This window comes from Leeuwenhoekiella sp. LLG6367-2.1 (genome assembly GCF_045055775.1).
Classification (GTDB): domain Bacteria; phylum Bacteroidota; class Bacteroidia; order Flavobacteriales; family Flavobacteriaceae; genus Leeuwenhoekiella; species Leeuwenhoekiella aequorea.
In genome coordinates this window covers 2,999,529-3,016,986 of the sequence record NZ_CP159331.1, presented here as the reverse complement: position 1 = coordinate 3,016,986, position 17,458 = coordinate 2,999,529, and the positions used below count along the sequence as shown (strand labels likewise).

General features: G+C 33.9%; 16 protein-coding genes, 1 other RNA gene and 1 pseudogene. 8 read left to right on the top strand and 10 right to left on the bottom strand.

Features of this window, described 5'->3' with window-relative positions; translation table 11 throughout:
• Positions 1–28 precede the first annotated feature (28 nt).
• The 3 genes from ABVM53_RS13410 (at position 29) to ABVM53_RS13400 (ending at position 3,523) form a co-directional block, all read left to right on the top strand.
• Positions 29–760, top strand: coding sequence for a shikimate dehydrogenase family protein (locus ABVM53_RS13410; RefSeq protein WP_405330871.1), 732 nt, complete (start codon positions 29–31; stop codon positions 758–760).
• An 85-nt stretch (positions 761–845) separates the two neighbouring features.
• On the top strand, positions 846–2,885 hold the full coding sequence (locus ABVM53_RS13405; protein WP_405326976.1) for a DUF349 domain-containing protein: 2,040 nt from the start codon (positions 846–848) through the stop codon (positions 2,883–2,885).
• Positions 2,886–2,896: 11 nt separating this feature from the next.
• Positions 2,897–3,523 (top strand): methyltransferase domain-containing protein, encoded by a 627-nt coding sequence (locus ABVM53_RS13400; protein WP_405326973.1) that lies wholly within the window; start codon positions 2,897–2,899, stop codon positions 3,521–3,523.
• Between the two features lie 47 nt (positions 3,524–3,570).
• Here ABVM53_RS13400 and ABVM53_RS13395 read toward each other — a convergent pair whose 3' ends face one another.
• The 4 genes from ABVM53_RS13395 to ABVM53_RS13380 all read right to left on the bottom strand — a co-directional run bounded on the left by ABVM53_RS13395 (position 3,571) and on the right by ABVM53_RS13380 (position 7,613).
• Positions 3,571–4,584 carry a hypothetical protein gene (locus tag ABVM53_RS13395; RefSeq protein WP_405326971.1) on the bottom strand — a complete coding sequence of 338 codons (1,014 nt, stop codon included), beginning with the start codon at positions 4,582–4,584 and terminating at the stop codon, positions 3,571–3,573.
• Between the two features lie 231 nt (positions 4,585–4,815).
• A complete protein-coding gene (locus tag ABVM53_RS13390) occupies positions 4,816–5,352 on the bottom strand; it encodes a 1-acyl-sn-glycerol-3-phosphate acyltransferase (RefSeq protein WP_371456365.1) in 537 nt (178 codons plus the stop codon).
• Positions 5,352–6,107, bottom strand: coding sequence for a 3-deoxy-manno-octulosonate cytidylyltransferase (kdsB, locus tag ABVM53_RS13385; RefSeq protein WP_405326968.1), 756 nt, complete (start codon positions 6,105–6,107; stop codon positions 5,352–5,354). Before kdsB ends, ABVM53_RS13390 begins: the two co-directional genes overlap by 1 nt.
• Positions 6,108–6,179: 72 nt before the next feature.
• Positions 6,180–7,613: an ATP-dependent RecD-like DNA helicase gene (locus ABVM53_RS13380; protein ID WP_405326965.1), complete on the bottom strand. Its 1,434-nt coding sequence runs from the start codon at positions 7,611–7,613 to the stop codon at positions 6,180–6,182.
• A 115-nt stretch (positions 7,614–7,728) separates the two neighbouring features.
• Here ABVM53_RS13380 and ABVM53_RS13375 point away from each other — a divergent pair, with 115 nt between their 5' ends.
• From ABVM53_RS13375 to rsmD, 3 genes are read left to right on the top strand one after another with little or no spacing between them, the layout of a single operon-like run.
• Entirely contained in the window at positions 7,729–8,376 is a 648-nt protein-coding gene (locus ABVM53_RS13375) for a hypothetical protein (RefSeq protein WP_128757162.1), read from the top strand.
• The gene (locus ABVM53_RS13370) at positions 8,366–9,163 is read left to right on the top strand and encodes a DUF3822 family protein (protein WP_405326962.1); all 798 of its coding nucleotides are present in this window, start codon (positions 8,366–8,368) and stop codon (positions 9,161–9,163) included. The genes ABVM53_RS13375 and ABVM53_RS13370 overlap by 11 nt, the downstream gene beginning before the upstream one ends.
• Positions 9,160–9,696, top strand: coding sequence for a 16S rRNA (guanine(966)-N(2))-methyltransferase RsmD (gene rsmD / locus ABVM53_RS13365; RefSeq protein WP_405326959.1), 537 nt, complete (start codon positions 9,160–9,162; stop codon positions 9,694–9,696). Before ABVM53_RS13370 ends, rsmD begins: the two co-directional genes overlap by 4 nt.
• A gap of 52 nt (positions 9,697–9,748) precedes the next feature.
• Here rsmD and rnpB read toward each other — a convergent pair.
• Positions 9,749–10,072, bottom strand: an RNA gene (gene rnpB, locus ABVM53_RS13360) — RNase P RNA component class A.
• 178 nt (positions 10,073–10,250) lie between these two features.
• Here rnpB and ABVM53_RS13355 point away from each other — a divergent pair.
• Together ABVM53_RS13355 and ABVM53_RS13350 are read left to right on the top strand one after the other, a co-directional pair.
• Positions 10,251–11,992: pseudogene (locus tag ABVM53_RS13355) on the top strand (DNA polymerase III subunit gamma/tau).
• Complete coding sequence (locus ABVM53_RS13350; protein WP_371456358.1) at positions 11,992–12,573, top strand: tRNA-(ms[2]io[6]A)-hydroxylase; 582 nt, start codon at positions 11,992–11,994, stop codon at positions 12,571–12,573. The pseudogene ABVM53_RS13355 and the gene ABVM53_RS13350 overlap by 1 nt, the downstream one beginning before the upstream one ends.
• Before the next feature lie 66 nt (positions 12,574–12,639).
• Here ABVM53_RS13350 and ABVM53_RS13345 read toward each other — a convergent pair whose 3' ends face one another.
• The 5 genes from ABVM53_RS13345 to pdxH all read right to left on the bottom strand — a co-directional run bounded on the left by ABVM53_RS13345 (position 12,640) and on the right by pdxH (position 17,379).
• A complete protein-coding gene (locus ABVM53_RS13345; RefSeq protein ID WP_371456357.1) occupies positions 12,640–13,182 on the bottom strand; it encodes a porin family protein in 543 nt (180 codons plus the stop codon).
• 69 nt (positions 13,183–13,251) lie between these two features.
• On the bottom strand, positions 13,252–14,151 hold the full coding sequence (locus ABVM53_RS13340) for a Ppx/GppA phosphatase family protein (RefSeq protein WP_371456356.1): 900 nt from the start codon (positions 14,149–14,151) through the stop codon (positions 13,252–13,254).
• Between the two features lie 3 nt (positions 14,152–14,154).
• A complete protein-coding gene (gene ppk1, locus ABVM53_RS13335) occupies positions 14,155–16,239 on the bottom strand; it encodes a polyphosphate kinase 1 (RefSeq protein ID WP_371456355.1) in 2,085 nt (694 codons plus the stop codon).
• Positions 16,239–16,724, bottom strand: coding sequence for a histidine phosphatase family protein (locus tag ABVM53_RS13330; RefSeq protein ID WP_371456354.1), 486 nt, complete (start codon positions 16,722–16,724; stop codon positions 16,239–16,241). The genes ppk1 and ABVM53_RS13330 overlap by 1 nt, the downstream gene beginning before the upstream one ends.
• 10 nt (positions 16,725–16,734) lie before the next feature.
• Positions 16,735–17,379 (bottom strand): pyridoxamine 5'-phosphate oxidase, encoded by a 645-nt coding sequence (pdxH, locus tag ABVM53_RS13325; protein ID WP_405326952.1) that lies wholly within the window; start codon positions 17,377–17,379, stop codon positions 16,735–16,737.
• Positions 17,380–17,458 lie beyond the last annotated feature (79 nt).

The window sequence follows — 17,458 nt, the reverse complement described above, 5'->3', positions numbered from 1 at the left end:
AAATAAAGTATAATTGCAAGCATCTATTATGATTAAATTAGGGTTGATAGGTAAAGATATAGACTACTCATTTTCAAGATTATACTTTACTGAAAAATTTGAGAAAGAAACAATTGAAGCAGACTATTCAAATTTTGACTGTAAATCTGTGCAGGAGCTTAAAGAACTTTTCGAGACCAGAAAGGACTGCTTAGGATTTAATGTCACCATACCCTATAAGGAAAGTGTGGTTCCATTTCTAGATGAGATGAATAAGCATGCGAGTGCTATAGGTGCTGTAAATACAATAAAAAGACAGCAAAATGGTAAATTAAAAGGCTTTAATACTGACTATTTGGGATTCAGAAAATCTTTACAGCCTTTTTTAAAATTGAAATCTCACAATCACGCTTTAATTTTAGGAACCGGTGGGGCTTCAAAAGCTATAGCGTATGCTTTAGAACTTGAAGATATAACCTATAAATTTGTTTCACGATCTCCTAAAAAAGGTCAATTTACCTACAGTGATCTTACAAGCGCTGTTCTTTCGAAATACACGCTGATAATTAATACAACTCCCGTAGGCACCCACCCTAACGTTCTAGAATGTCCAAAAATATTATATCGAGCATTAACTAAAGATCATTTACTGTATGACTTAGTTTATAATCCTGCTGAAAGCCTCTTTTTGAAGAATGGAAGAATACAGGGAGCTAAGACAACTAATGGTCTAGAAATGCTAAAACTACAAGCAGAAGCAGCCTGGGAAATCTGGAATTAACTACTGCCTGCAAACTCACTCTTGCTATTTGAACAGTTAATAGTATCTTTAACTCAATAAATTAAGCACCTTAACATTGAAAGAAATGTCTGAAGAAAACAAAGCATCTAAAACCGAAGAGCAAACCGAAGTAAAAAAAGATAGCGCTTTGAAATCTGACTCTAATACTGAAGCAGCTAATACAGAAACAAATTCTAAAACTGCGGATATTGCTGAAAAGCAAAATGAAGAATTAACAACTGAATCAATAAATGTAGTACAAAGTGCTAAAAATGTTGATGAAGATGAGGATGAGGATTTTGCAGAAGAAGATGATGATGAGGATGAAGATTCTACAGACTTAGAAGCGGCACTTAGTAAAGATGTAGAAGATGAATCTACACAAGAACGTCATGCCATTCCTGAAAAGGATTATGATAGTCTAACTAAGCAAGAGCTGATAAAAGAGTTTAAGAATCTTCTGAATAATTATAATGTACAAGCTATAAAAGAGCATGTAAACGCATTAAGAACATCCTTTATTTCAAAATTTGAAGAAGAGCAGGATGAGGCTAAAGAAAAATTCTTAGAAGAAGGAGGTAATATTATTGATTTCAGATATTACAATCCTTTAAAGAAAGACTTTAACTCTCTTTATTATGAATATCGTGATAAGCGCAATAGTTATTATCAAAATCTCAAGAAAGATCTTAATGCAAATTTAGAAACTCGCACAGCTTTAATTGAAGAGTTAAAAGAACTTAAAAATGAGTTAGGTGGTGAAGATAGCATCAATACTACATTTGATAAATTTAAAGATATTCAAGATAGATGGCGTAATGCAGGTAATATTCCGCGAGATCGTTATAACCTGGTTTGGAATAACTATCATCACCACGTCGAAAATTTCTACGACTTTCTTCATTTAAATAGAGAATTTAGAGATAAAGATTTTAAGGATAATCTCGATAAGAAACTTAAACTTATTGAGCAAGCAGAGGAATTAACTAAAGATTCTGATGTTAACAGAGCCTTTAAGGAGTTGCAAATGCTTCATAAAATTTGGAAAGAAGAAATAGGCCCTGTATCTAAAGAATATAGAGAAGAAATCTGGGAAAAGTTTAGTACTGCTACCCGAAAGATTCACGATGCGCGTCAAGATTACTTCAAAAATATTGATAAGATATTTGAAGAAAACCTTGAGAAAAAGCAAGAGGTTATTTCAAAAATTGAGGCTATTGCAAATAAACCTTCGAATTCACACGGTGGATGGCAAAAGCAAATGAAGGAAGTAAATACGCTAAGAGAATCCTTTTTTGAAATAGGAAAAGTTCCTAAAAAAGACAATGAACCTACTTGGAAAGCATTTAAAAAAGCAACAAGAGAATTCAACCATAATAAAAACGGATTTTACAAAGATCAGAAAAAGGAGCAATACGATAACCTTCAGAAAAAATTAGACTTAATACAGCTGGCGGAAGAAAATAAAGACAATGAGGACGTACAAGCTACCATTGATTTAATGAAGCGCATACAGGCTGATTGGAAAAAAGTAGGTCACGTTCCAAGAAAAGACAGCGATAAAATTTGGAAGCGCTTTAAAAAGGCTTGTAACCACTTTTTTGACCGTCTACACGCTGAAAAAAATGAGATTTTAGAAGAAGAAAAAGTTAATCTTGAAAAGAAAACCGCACTTCTCGAAAAGACTAAAAACGTTAAGTTAGAAGGTACTCCAGATGAAAATCTTAAAGCTATTAAAGCTATAATTAAAGAGTGGAAGGATACTGGAAGAGTACCTCATTCTAAAAAATCTATAGAACAAGATTTTAATAAGGTTTTAGATGGTTTATTTAAATCGCTAGATCTAAGTAGAAAGGATGCCGAACTCATAAAGTATGACAATCGTGTAGCTTCATTAGCAGATCAAGATGGAAATCACGCCCTAAATAAAGAACGCTTTTTTATAACCAAAAAGATAGAAGAAAGTCGCGCCGAAATTAATCAGCTTGAAAATAATTTAGGTTTTTTCCAGCACGTGGCAGATGATAATCCACTTGTTAAAGAAGTGCATAAAAATATCGCAGAGCACAAAAAGACATTGGAGATCTGGAAAGCTAAATTGAAAAAGCTTAAAACACTTTACTAAAATCTAATATTATGAAATGTCTACTTTGTAATCACTCTGCTGATTTCTTGGGTAGGTTTCAGAATAGAAATTATAACAGATGCACTTTTTGTGCATCTGTTTTTTTAGATACAAACGACCATCCTAACCTTAGCAAGGAAAAAGAGAGATATAACCTACATCAAAACAACACCGATAATTCGGGATATTTAAAATTTCTTTTCCCCCTACTCGATGCTGTTTCTAAAAATCACACACCTGCAGATCTGGGGTTAGATTACGGTTCTGGGCCTAATCCGGTTTTTACTAATTCATTGCAACGCAAGAATTATCAAATTGTATCTTATGACCCCATTTATGCAAATACACATACTTTCACTGATAAAAAATACAACTACATTGTATGTTGTGAAGTGATAGAGCATTTTCATAATCCACAAATCGAATTCAATAGACTTCGCGAGCTGCTTGCTAATAAAGGAAAGTTATATATAAAAACAAATCTCCTACTCGAGACTATAGAATTTAAAAACTGGTGGTATAAAAATGACTATACTCACACCTTTTTTTATACTGAAAGAGCCTTGTTGTATATCAAAGAGAATTTTGCATTTAACGATTTAAAAAATCATAAAGATTATATTGTTTTTGAAGCATAAAAAAAGCCCGGTATTTCTACCGGGCTTTTTTTATTATAATGACAAGATTAGTTTTTGTAAAGGTATAATGAAGATACACCAGTAAGCGAATTATTAACTGCAGGTGTCGCTGTTCCAGAAGTATTACTAGATACTGAAGAAAAAGCCAATACTCTACCACCACCGTTAGCTAGTTCTGCTACATAAACAGCATCTGCTTCTGCATCATAAACAACATTTACTGGGTTACCTAACAACGTTGATGCACCAGAAATACGTATTTGATTAGTTAGCTCAAGAGTTTCACCGTTTGCAACTGCATTAAATTTTGTGTTAAAGTTAGATATTACGTGAATTGCTCCATCTGTATCAAAATTTCCATCAGCTGCAGCAGCGATATCAGTTAATACCATTGTGTCACCATCATAATCAAGACCATGGGTACGCACAATACCTTCAACAGCCACACGCTTAGATGCACTTATAGAAGCATCCGACGGATTGCTTGATAAAAAGTTTGTAAATACAGCCAATTCATTTGTAGTATCTACAACTGCATATAGATCGTTGTTTACAAATTCAATTCCCCATAAAGGAAAATCTACATTTATTGTTCTGCTCAACGTAAATGATCCATTAGAACGTTCAAATACAAAAAGTCTATTATTGTTTGCAGTATTATCAGAAACCACATAAAAATTACCACTTACAGCTAAATCTCTTGCACTCTGCAAAGCTGCTGGTCCAGTAATATCGACATTTAATGATGCTGTTGTAGATACAAGATCACTTATGCTAATGTAAGTCTGTAATGAATTTTGAGTTGCTCCACGAGATGCAATAGTAAAGCTATCATCTTCTGGAGAATAGTAAATACCTTCAGCATCTGTTGCTGTAGTAGTGTATACAGTAGCTTCGTTAGTTAAAAGATTGTATTTAGTAACGTTTCCATCTGCGTGGCTTGTAGCATATAAATCTGCAGTGCCATTATTCATATCTGTGGTGTTATCGTCATCATCACTGCACGATGTTAAAGCAAATACACCAAGTACACCTAAATAAAGAAATTTTGAAATGTTCATAATTGAATTTTAGTTTTTATAATTATTAGTTCATTATATAAACGAAAATTAATTAATTATGGTTTTGCTCTGGAATAGTGAAAATCCATCCTCAAAAACCATTAACAATCAACATATTAAAATTCAGTTAGTTGTATTTACAAGTGTCTTTAAAGTTAACGTATCTTTAAGTTATGATTATGAAAGTTTAACGCATTCCATAATTAATAAATAGGAATTTCATACGTTGTTTTAGCTATTTTCAGGTACTTTTCCTTTGATGTTTTTAAAAAAACTGCGTAATTCAATCATATCCTTAGTGATATCTCCTGTCGGATAGAATAAATCCCCTATGTGATGTTCCTTATCTTTAAAATTCATAGTAACAGGTAATATGGGTACTTGGGCTTTTAATGCGATATAATAAAAACCTGTTTTCCATGTGTCTACTTTTCTTCTAGTACCTTCTGGAGACAGTGCAAGTCTGAAAATATCTTTCTTTGCAAAAAGTGCAGATATTTGTTCTACCTGATTTTGACCTTTTACTCTATTTAATGGTGTTCCTCCTAAGCTTCTAAAGAATATTCCAAACGGCCATTTAAAAAGTTCTTTCTTACCTAAAAAATTTATTTCTTCATCAAGCACACTTCGAAAAATAAGTCCCATATAGAAGTCATGCCAACTGGTATGTGGCACCGCAATGACTACCATCTTTTTTACGGAGCTAGGGAAACTACCGCGTATGTGCCAGCCAAGAGCTTTATAAAGTCTTTTTGAAATCCAACCCATTAGTTAATGTGTTGGGATTTTATAATATTTCTAGCGTCTTCCAGATCTTGAGGAGTATCTATACCTATTGCTGGAGAATCTGAAAACACCATTTTAATGCGTTTACCATATTCTAAGTAGCGAATGGCTTCAATCTTTTCTGATGCTTCAAGGTTACGCATAGGAAGACTGTAAAAATCGAGCACCGCTTGCTTTCTAAAGGCATATATTCCTTTATGTTTATAATAAGTTACCTCAATTTCTTTATCTCTGGGATAAGGAATAGGTGCTCTTGAAAAATATAGTGCAAAATTATTATGGTCTACAATTACCTTTACGTTGTTTGGATTTTCGATTTCTAGTATTGATGAGATAGGCGTCATTAAAGATGCCAAATCTATAGAATCTGCATCATCTTCATAAAATACTTCTAGAACATTGCGCATATCTTCCTCATTAGTAAATGGCTCATCTCCTTGAACATTTACAACGATGTCTACATCCAGATCCTTTACGGCTTCAGCAATACGATCGCTTCCACACTGGTGTTCTTCAAGACTCATTATGACTTTACCTCCATACTCACCTATCGTATCAAAAATGAGTTTGCTATCTGTTACAACATAAACATCATCAAAAAGTCCCGTCTTTATAGCTGCTTCATAGGTGCGAATAATAACTGGTTTCCCTTCTAAATCCTTCATTAATTTCCCCGGAAATCGAGATGCCTCGTATCGTGCAGGAATCATAGCTATAACCTTTAACTTTTCTGTCATTTTGAATTTATATTTGAAATAGATTGCAGATTAATATCAATTAAAATTGATTGAATTACTCAAATTAGCATTTTAATCTTCAATAAACATATCGTCTTTGAAGCCTATTAGATATAATTTTTTACGAGCTCGAGTTACTGCGGTATACAACCATCGTAAATAATCTTTGTCCATCCCATTAGGTAAATACGGCTGTTCAACCATTATTGTTTCCCATTGTCCACCCTGAGATTTATGACACGTAATCGCATAAGAAAATTTTACCTGTAGGGCATTAAAAAATTTATTATTCTTAACCTTAAGAAAGCGTTTATATTTAGAAGTTTCATCGGCATAATCTTTCATAACTTCCTGATAAAGCTGATTTCCCTCCTCATAGGACAACGATGGGGTTTCCGAAGTAAGTGTATCAAGAAGTAAGACCGTTTCAAAAGGAGCGAGATTAGGATAATCTGTCATTTGTATTTTTACTTCCGCAAAGCGAAAACCATACAGCTCTTTTATATTGAAAATTTCTAGGATTTCTATAATATCACCATTTGCGATGAAGCCTGCATCACTTTTTGTGTCTAACCAAAAGTAATTGTTTTTAACCACCATAAAATAATCACCGGGGCTTACTTCTTCCTCCTTAAATAATATACGAGAGCGTATTTGTTGATTGTACAGATTTGCACGTTTATTAGATCGTACGATAATAGCTGTACCTTCGTTACCATATTCTTGATACGAATCACTTAAAGAATCCATAATTTCATGACCATCTATAAGACGCACCACATCATCTTGATTACTTAAGTCAAATCTAAAATCCTCATAGAGTTGGTCATTAAGAAATTCTCTCATACGCGTGGCATTTTTTAAAATACCACTAGTTTCTGCCTGACGCATAACTTCATCTAACTCAATGCTTAATACTTTTTTATTAAACTGAAGTTCTAAATTTCTAGCGTCAAGAGCCGGACTTAAATCCATTTTCACAGGTGGTAATTGTGCATTATCACCTATTAAAAGGAGTTTACAATTATGTCCACTATATACATATAACATGAGATCGTCAAGAAGCGATCCATTTTCAAACAATTTTGATTCTGAAACAGAATCAGAAATCATTGATGCTTCATCCACTATAAAAAGAGCATTTCGGTGTTTATTTTTCTGTAGGGTAAATGACACACCTCCTCCACGCTCTTTCTTAGGGTAATAAATTTTTCTATGTATAGTTTGAGCAGCTTCATCACTATAGTTAGAAATAACTTTTGCTGCCCTTCCTGTGGGTGCTAATTGAACAAAAGACATTTTTATTTTCCACAAATTCTTAACAATTGTTCCTATAGCGGTTGTTTTACCGGTACCGGCATATCCTTTTAAGAGATAAATAGTATCATTTTTAGGGTCTAATAAAAACTTACTAAGTTGCTGTAAAAGAATATCTTGCTTTAAAGTTGGGGCAAATGGGAAATCTTTAAGAAGTAATTTATAAAATGCTTGATGGTCCAGCTCCATACGTATTTATTGATGTTGTAAAGATAGTAATGAATTTTTGGGGATATCCTTTAACGATTAAAAAAAAATTGTAGATTTGTCGGTAACCATTATTAAATCTAAAACCACACATCGAATGAAATTAGTAATTCAGTTATTACTTTGGGTTGTTATCGGAGTATTAGGATATCTGCTTTTTAACTCTGTTTACGGCGAAGTTAAGTTTAATGACCTTAAAGTTGCACGCTATCAAAAATCTGTTGATAAGCTTAAAGACATTCAAAAAGGACAATTAGCTTTTAAACAAATTAATGGCAAATTTGCCGGTTCTTTTGATGAACTTGTAAAATTCTTAGATACTGCAGAATTTACACTTACAGAACGTCGTGATACATTAGTACTTGATGAGGAAGCAACAAGACGTTACCGAGTTGATACTAGAAAAGAAATTACTATTATAGATACATTAGGTAAAGCGTCTATTAAAGACTCTTTATATCAAGGAACAGATCGTTACAAAACGATGATGAATGTTCCGGGTACAGATAAGCAATTTGAAATGGAAGCAGGAACCGTTCTTAAAAATGATGTTCAAATTCCAGTATTCGAAGCTAAAGTTTCTAAAGACGTTATCTTATTTGATCAACCTAAAGATTACGTTGCTAAAGAAAAGCAAGTTATATCTGTTGAAGGTGTAAATGGAGCATATTTATCTGTAGGTTCTATGACTGAAGTAAGTACCGCAGGTAACTGGCCTCAAAGTTACGGTGACAGTGAAGATTAATCCTCTGGTAAATTCAGAACTTAATATATTATCCATCCAAGTTAGCTTGGATGGATTTTCGTTTTATATCCATAGTGATAACTCTAACGAACCTATACATGCAGAGCATTTTGCATATAAAAATGTTACAACTGCAGAACAGGCTTTAATCGAGATTCAACAGCTATTTGAAAATTCTGCAATATTACACAATAGCTTTAGTAACGTATCTGTTGTTTATGCAAACGAATTATATACAATCGTTCCCAAACAGTTATTTGACCCTAAAAATCTCACGGATTATTTAAAATTCAATACAAAAATTTTAAAAACAGATTTTATAGTTTATGATGAATTAGAAAGTCTAGATCTTATTAATATTTATGTACCCTATACAAATATTAACAACTTCTTTTTTGATCATTTTGGCACCTTTACCTATTACCACAGTCAGTCTATATTAATTAAAAATATACTTCAGGATTCTACAGTTAGTGCAGAACCACAGGTCTACATTCAAGTAGGGCTCAAAACCTTTGATCTATTAATTTATGAAGGTAAGAGCTTGCTTTTGAGTAATCACTTTAAGTATACTACAGATGCCGATTTTGTTTATTACATTCTTTTTTGTCTTGAACAACTGGCATTAAACCCAGAAGAAATCAAAGTTAGTTTTAAAGGTTTTATCGATACAGAGGATTCTAAATATCAATTAATCTATGCGTATGTTAGAAACGTAGAGATCGTAGAGACTGTAGAAGAAAATCAGTTAAATTATGCTTACTTGAAATACAACCTTAACTTATGAGAATTATAAGCGGCACCTTTAAAGGAAGACGTATTAGCGCACCAAAAAAATTACCGGTTAGACCTACAACAGATATGTCTAAGGAGTCGTTATTTAATATTTTACGTAATAGATATAGCTTAACACGAATTACTGTTTTAGATCTTTTTTCTGGTACAGGAAATATAAGCTATGAATTTGCTTCCCGGGGTGCAGAAGCTGTTACTTCAGTTGATGGCAATGCCGGTTGCGCAAAATTTATTCAAGAGACAGCCAACGAATTTGAAATGAATGTTAATGTCATTAAATCTGACGTTTACAGCTACCTCGCACGTGAAAGCAATAAATATGATATCATATTTGCCGATCCTCCATATGACTTTGAAACCGATCAATTTACCAAGATCGTTGATTATGTGATGGATAATGAACTGCTATTGCCAGATGGATGTTTGATTATAGAACACAGTAAAAATACCAATCTAGAAGATCACCCAACTTTTTTTGAAATCAGAAAATATGGCGGAAGCGCATTCAGCTTTTTTTCTAAATAATTAAAACGATTAGCCAGTAATCAATTTAAAAAAAGAATTGTTTTGAGAAAATAAAAAAAGCAGACCTATAAGCCGGGTTCTGTTCTTATTGCAAGCAATAATACCTTATCATTTATCTAGACAAACAATTACTTGTTTGTTCTATCTGCCTACCCTCCGGCATCGCACGAGACGCACTTAATTGCCGGTTTACATGGCATTGCACCGCATAGAGTTTACCTGGTTTCACTACAGCATTACCTGTACATACTTTCTGTTGCACTAGTCCTTAAATTAATAATTGCTTATTAATCTAGACGGCCGTTAGCCGCTATGCTTCCCTATGGTGTCCGGACTTTCCTCCCTATAGAAATAGAGCGATAAGGCGGTCTGCTTTGACGCAAAAATACACTTTTATACTGAAGAAAATTTGTTTAATAGGGTTTCAAAAAATGTTTATTGTTAATAAGAAAATTGCAAAAAAGACAATTGTGTAGGGCGTATTGAATTCACTATTTTTATCTTTGGGCATCTTAAATCCGAAAACTACTTTCGGTGAAAATTAAAATCAATCTGTGGAGCAATTCATCGTATCAGCCAGAAAATATAGACCTGCGACCTTTAAGGATGTTGTGGGGCAACAGGCTATTACAAATACGTTAGAAAATGCAATTGCAAATAATCATCTTGCTCAGGCATTATTATTTACAGGGCCCCGAGGTGTAGGTAAAACCACTTGCGCGCGTATTCTGGCCAAGAAGATTAATCAGGAAGCAGATGAAGTTGTTGATGAAAATGAAGATTACGCTTTTAACATATTTGAGTTAGATGCTGCTTCTAATAATTCGGTAGATGATATACGTAATTTAATTGATCAGGTACGTATAGCTCCGCAAGTAGGTCAATACAAAGTTTATATTATTGATGAGGTACACATGCTCTCTTCCGCAGCATTTAATGCCTTTCTTAAAACTCTAGAAGAGCCGCCTAAACATGCTATCTTCATATTAGCAACAACAGAAAAGCATAAAATTATTCCTACTATACTCTCAAGATGTCAAATATTTGACTTTAAGAGAATTACAGTTAAGGATATACGTGAGCATCTAGCAGATATTGCAAAACTTGAACATATTACTGCAGATGAAGAAGCACTTCATATAATTGCTCAAAAAGCAGATGGTGCCTTAAGAGATGCATTATCAACTTTTGACAGGGTGGTAAGTTTTTGCGGTAATAATCTTACTCGAGCAGCAGTAACCGAAAATCTAAATGTTCTTGATTACGACACCTATTTTGAGACTACAGATTTAATTTTATCTAATAATATTCCGCAGTTGCTTCTCAATTTTAATGAGATTCTTGCAAGAGGCTTTGACGGACATCACTTTATTGCAGGGCTTGCTTCTCATTATAGAGATTTAATGGTGTGTAAAAACCCAGCTACAATCGCTTTACTTGAAGTGGGAGATCAAACAAAAAATCGGTATCACGAGCAAGCTAAGAAAGCTGATTTTGATTTCTTGATGCCTGCACTTGAAAAGGCTAATGAATGTGATTTAAAGTATCGCACAAGTCGTAATCCCCGATTACTAGTTGAAATTTGTCTTATGCAAATGGCCTCTATCACTTTTGATGGAGAAAAAAAAAAGCTTCTGACTTTATAATTCCGGCTTCTTATTTTAGTACCGAAAATAATAATTCTAAAAATGAATCTTCTGTAGCGAAACAAGTAGGTTCTTCGGTAGTTTCTTCTTCATCTTCAGAAACGATTACCCATAAACAAGAAGAAAAAACAACAAATAAACCTGAATCACAACCTCCTATAAGTTCACCCACTGTACAAACCCCTGTGGGCGGCTATGTCTCCAGTCTTTCAGTTAAAGGTCTAAAGCGTAAAAAAGAAATCCTTGAGCGCAAAACAGTAAAAGAAGTTGATATAAGCCAATTACCGAAAGAGCCATTTACTGAAAATGCATTACTTGCTACCTGGAAGGAATATGTTTCCAAATTGCAAAAAAAAGGGGAGAAAATTTTAGCTTCGAATTTAGAAACAGATACACCTACCTTAAAAGGCACGGTAATACATTTAGAATTTCCGAATGAAACCATGCGTGTCGAGCTAGAACGTGCCCAGCATAATTTATTAGAGTTTTTAAAGCGAAAACTTAATAATTATGACATTACTATAGAAATCACAGTTAATGAAGCTGCAGAACGTCGTTACGCTTATACAACTCGTGAAAAATATGAAAAGCTGAAAGAAAAAAATCCCGATTTAGAAATTTTACGAACCACTTTTGATCTTGATATATAATGCTAGGCCTTAAACTTCCCACAGACCCGCGATGGGTTAATATTGTAGAGATGAATATTGATGATATACTATCTGATCACGCCTTTTGTGAGCAAAAAGCTGCATCAACTGCAATATCACTTATAGTCTCTTTTCCTGAATATACAGAGCTCGTTCAAGAAATGATTGCTTTAGTAAAAGAAGAAATAAGTCACTTTAAGCTAGTTCACGACAAAATTATCGCAAGAGGTAATGCTTTAGGTTATGACAGAAAAGATGATTATGTAAATAAACTACTTAAGTTTTTTCCTAAGGGAGGAAGTCGCACCACACAGCTTGTACACCGGTTGCTTTACGCTGCTTTAATTGAAGCTCGTAGTTGTGAACGATTCAGACTTTTATCACAAGAATTAAAGGATGAAGAATTACGCATTTTCTATCATAATTTAATGGTAAGTGAGGCTAATCATTACACGATGTTTTTAGGCTTTGCCCGTAAATATGGTGATGAGACAGAAGTGAATGAAAAATGGCAGAGTCTCTTAGAATTTGAAGCTGAAATTATGAAAGATCTTAGCAAACAACAAAGCATACACGGTTAGAAATTTCAAACAAAAAAAAACCGGTTCTTAAGAACCGGTTTTTTTTGTTTAAAAGTATGTTGAGTACTATAATTTATAGGATGCAGATAAAGTGAAGTATCTGTTTTTTCCTTCTAAGGCAGAACTATTAACAACATCTACAAAACCAAAATTATAACGAGCATCTATTGATAGACCATCAATGATTTGAAAGCCAATACCGCCTACAGCAGCTACATCATAATTTTTATACGCATCACTATTAAATGAATTCCATACTGCCAGACCTACCTGTGGACCTACATGCACGTTAAATCGTTGTTTATTAAGTTTTAGCAATAGCGGTAATTGAATGTAATCTAATTCTGCGCGTTCAGCATTAGCACTACCAGCTACCGAGTTAGGTTTATTCCCTTGAGCGGAATACAATAATTCTGGTTGAAAATTAAGACTTCCTGTTAATGGAATTTCAGCAAAAACTCCCGCCATAAATCCATATCTACTTAAAGCATCCTCATAATCACCACTTAGTTCAGATATGTTTACTCCTAATTTTGCACCATATCTAACGTTTTGCGCGAAACAAGTAGCTGAAATTGTAAATAAAAATACAAGTAATAATTTTTTCATAATGAGCTTTTAAATTGGTGAAAGCAAATATTGGGCTTTGCAATATTACTATAATTTTAATTTGATCACCTAAACAACTTGATTTTTATCGTTATACAGCGATTTTATAATGCCGTCTGACAACCCAATTTTAGGAACGTGGATATTTTTTGATCTACTCCATTTCATCGCAGATAAATAAATACGCGTAGCAGGTATAATTACATCAGCTCGATCCATATTTAAACCCAGCTCTGTAATACGCTCCTCATAATTATAAGACTGAAGAAATTCATAAAAGCTCACCATATAAAAATACGTTAATGGTTTACCATCTTTTTTTCCACTCAGTTTAAATATTTTATTGATATTTCCGCCAGATCCTATTAAATCAATTTTTGTATGCCCTTTTGTTACTTCCTTTATCCAGGCTTCAACATCTTCCCATACAGTATGCCCTACTAAACCTTCTAGTAGTCTTACAGTTCCCAGTTTAAAAGATTTAGAAGCCACAACTTCTTTATTGCTATAAAGTGTAAACTCTGTACTTCCTCCACCTACATCTACATACAAATAAGAGCGATCTGATGATATCAATGACTGTAAATCTGTATTGGCTATTATTGCAGCTTCATCATTTCCATCAATGATATTAATATTCACTCCAGTTTTCTTATAAATATGTTTTACTACAGCTTCACCATTTTCTGCTTCTCGCATTGCAGAAGTGGCACACGCTCTATAATCTACCACCTTATGAGACCGCATGAGGAGTTTAAAGGCTTCCATAGTATCTGTCATGCGAACAATATTTTCTTCAGAAATTTGTTTTGACTTAAACACATCTGCTCCAAGACGGATTGGCACACGCACTAAAGAACTTTTTCTAAAAATAGGCTCACGCCCCTCTAATTCGATTACATTGGCTACTAAGAGACGAATTGCATTAGAACCTATATCAATTGCAGCATATTTCTTAAACTGAATCATAATCTAATTTAACTTGTTTAAATAATAATCATATGTTGCAAACTGTGATCTAAGGGGTGCCTTATCATTTATGCGATATGCATTATCTTGAGAAGCGGTAATTTCTCGAGCTTTTACATTATCGTTCCAGCAAATTGTGAAAGTGTCTATAATTTCTTTTTTGACATCTTCATCATATATGGGACAAGTTACCTCCACCCTATTATCCAGATTACGAGTCATCCAATCTGATGAAGAAATAAAAACTTTTTCATCACCTTCCTCTCCAAAAATTAACACACGCGGATGTTCTAAAAATTTATCGACAATACTTATTAAATTTATGTTTTCGCTCATTCCCTTAACTCCGGGTATTAAACAACACACTCCGCGTATTATCATATCAATTTTAACACCCGCTTCACTAGCCGCATATAATTTATCGATTATAGAATAATTAGATATACTATTCAGCTTTAAACGAATGTATCCCTTTTGACCATTTTTTACTTTCTTGATTTCGTTATCTATCAATCGGTAAAAGGTGTTTTTAGCGTAATGCGGAGATATTATTAAATGCTGGTAGGTATTGACTATATAATTGGTGTCGAAGAAATTAAACAGCTTACTTAGGTCTTTAAGTATTTGCTTATTAGCTGTAAATAGGGTGTAATCTGTATATATTTTTGCAGTTTTACCATTGAAGTTTCCGGTGCTTATAAATCCGTAACGCTTTAATCTTCCCGCTTCGAGGCGCTCGATTACACACACTTTGCTGTGAACTTTTAAACCGGGGACACCAAAAATAAGCTTGATTCCTTCATCCTGCATTTGATTAGCATATCGCATATTGCTCTCTTCATCAAAACGCGCACGTAACTCAATCTGTACAGTTACATCCTTACCATTTTTCGCAGCATTAATTAAGGCACTAGCTACGTGACTTAATTTCGCCAGGCGATAAATAGTTATTTTAATCGTTTTGACTTTTGGATCTAAAGCAGCCTCACGTAAAAATTTAATTACATAAGCAAAAGTGTGATAAGGTGTATATTGCAGAAAATCCTTTTCAGCCACTTTTTTAAACATACTATCATTAAGACTGATGTTTTTAATAGGTAGAGGCTTTTGTGTAGCATAAAGTAAATCGGTTCGCCCTAAACTCGGGAATCCCATATAATCTTTTCTATTATGATAACGACCTCCCGGAATAATACTGTCTGTATTTTCTATACCTAACTTTTCAAGTAAAAATTTGAGAGTATCTTTATCAATCGATTGATCATGTACAAAACGAACAGGCTCTGCGTCTTCCCGTCCTTTTACACTTTTTGAGAGTTTTTCAATAAAGCTTTTACCCAGATCAGACTCTAAATCAAGTTCTGCATCTCTGGTTATTTTAATCATATGAGCAGAAATCTCGTCATATTCAAAAATACTGAATACCGATTCCAGGTTATAACGTATTAAATCGTCAAGTATCATTATATAATCGATACCGTCCACTTGTGGTAAAACAACAAAGCGATCCAATTCACTGGGGATTTCTACCAGCGCGTGCAATGTTTTTTTAGTTGATGAATTCTTCATCGTTACAGTGAGGTAGGCCTCAAGATCTTGTATACGAGGTAAATCAATATCCTCATTAAGCATAATCGTAACAAGAGCCGGGCTTACCTTTTCCATAAAAAAAGTCTTTATGAATTCGCTGTGCTCCGGAAAATGCACTTCATTTTCTTTAATTATATAGATCCCTTGATCCTTGAGTTTTGAATGTATATTATGAATTATACTTAGACTCTCCTCCTGTTGCTGAATGACGATGCGTGTAATCTTATCCAGAAGCTCATCTGCAGCATAAACACCTAATGCCTTTCTACCTTTCTTTCCTGCTTCAACAATGCGTTTGACGGTTGCGTAACGCACTTTAAAAAATTCATCAAGATTATTAGAAAAAATACCTACAAACCTCAAACGTTCTATAAGAGGAACCGTCTCATCTGCAGATTCTTGTAAAACCCGTGCATTAAAAGATAACCAGCTAATTTCTCTATTTATATATCTTGATTCATCTGCCACAAGCGTAGATGTATTTAATTTATTATCCATTAATTAATATGCTTAGGTTTTACATATAAAGTTGTCTGCCCTTTTTGAATTTTGCTCCAGTCATCTACATCAAATGTAATTGCCGTAAAAGCTGCTGTAGAAACATTATCCACTTGTTTGTCACCATACTGATTTACCCAATAGGTAAGCGCGTTATTATGACCAAAGATCATAAGACGATCAACACGATTATCACATGATTTTATTACGGTATGTAATTTATTTCCGGTGAAATCATAAAGCCGATTATCCAACTCTAGTTTTTCTTCGGGTATTCCTAATTCTTTCAAATATAATACAGCCGTGCTTTTTGCGCGTACAGCATCGCTACTCACAATACGTTGTGGAATCTGAATTTTTTCTCGTATAAAAACACCCATCTTTGTTGCATCTTCGAGCCCTTTTTGGTTTAAAGGACGCATATGATCATCAAGATCAAATTCCCAAGACGATTTAGCGTGACGTATCAAATAAAGTGTTTTCATAAGATGTGTTTTATGGTGCAAGACGTTCTAACTTCCAATTCACACCACCCGGTGTGTATCGTAATCTGTCGTGAAGTCGGTTTGATCTTCCTTGCCAAAATTCAAATTCTACAGGCTTTATGACAAAACCTCCCCAAAAATCTGGCTTCGGAATTTCCTTTCCTTCATATTTTGTTTCTAGTTCTTCAAGTCTTTTTTCCAGATATGCCCGATCTGCAATTACATCGCTTTGAGGAGAAGTCCAAGCGCCTAATTGACTTCCTCTTGGCCTTGATTGAAAATACGCAGTTGAAACTTCTTCTGAAACTCGCTCGGCTACTCCTTTAATTATTACCTGACGCTCAAGATTAGGCCAAAAAAAAGAAATACATACGTGTGAATTATGAGATATTGCTTCTCCTTTCTCACTCGTGTAATTGGTATAAAATACAAAACCAGCCTCATCGTAGTTTTTTAAAAGTACTACTCTGCTTTTAGGAAAACCGTCTACACCTATCGTGGCTACAGTCATTGCATTCACCTCATCAACTCCGGGACTCTCTTCTACTTCCTTAAACCATTTTTTAAATTGATTAAAAGGATTTGCATCACTATGCTCCTGAGTTAACGTATTCTTTTCATAAGATTTTCTGTAACCGCCTAAATCTTCTGCCATAATATGTTTTTACAGCAATTTACATTAAAGCCTAACAATGTTAAAAGGTCCTAACAATCTTTTACATTTATTTAAAATG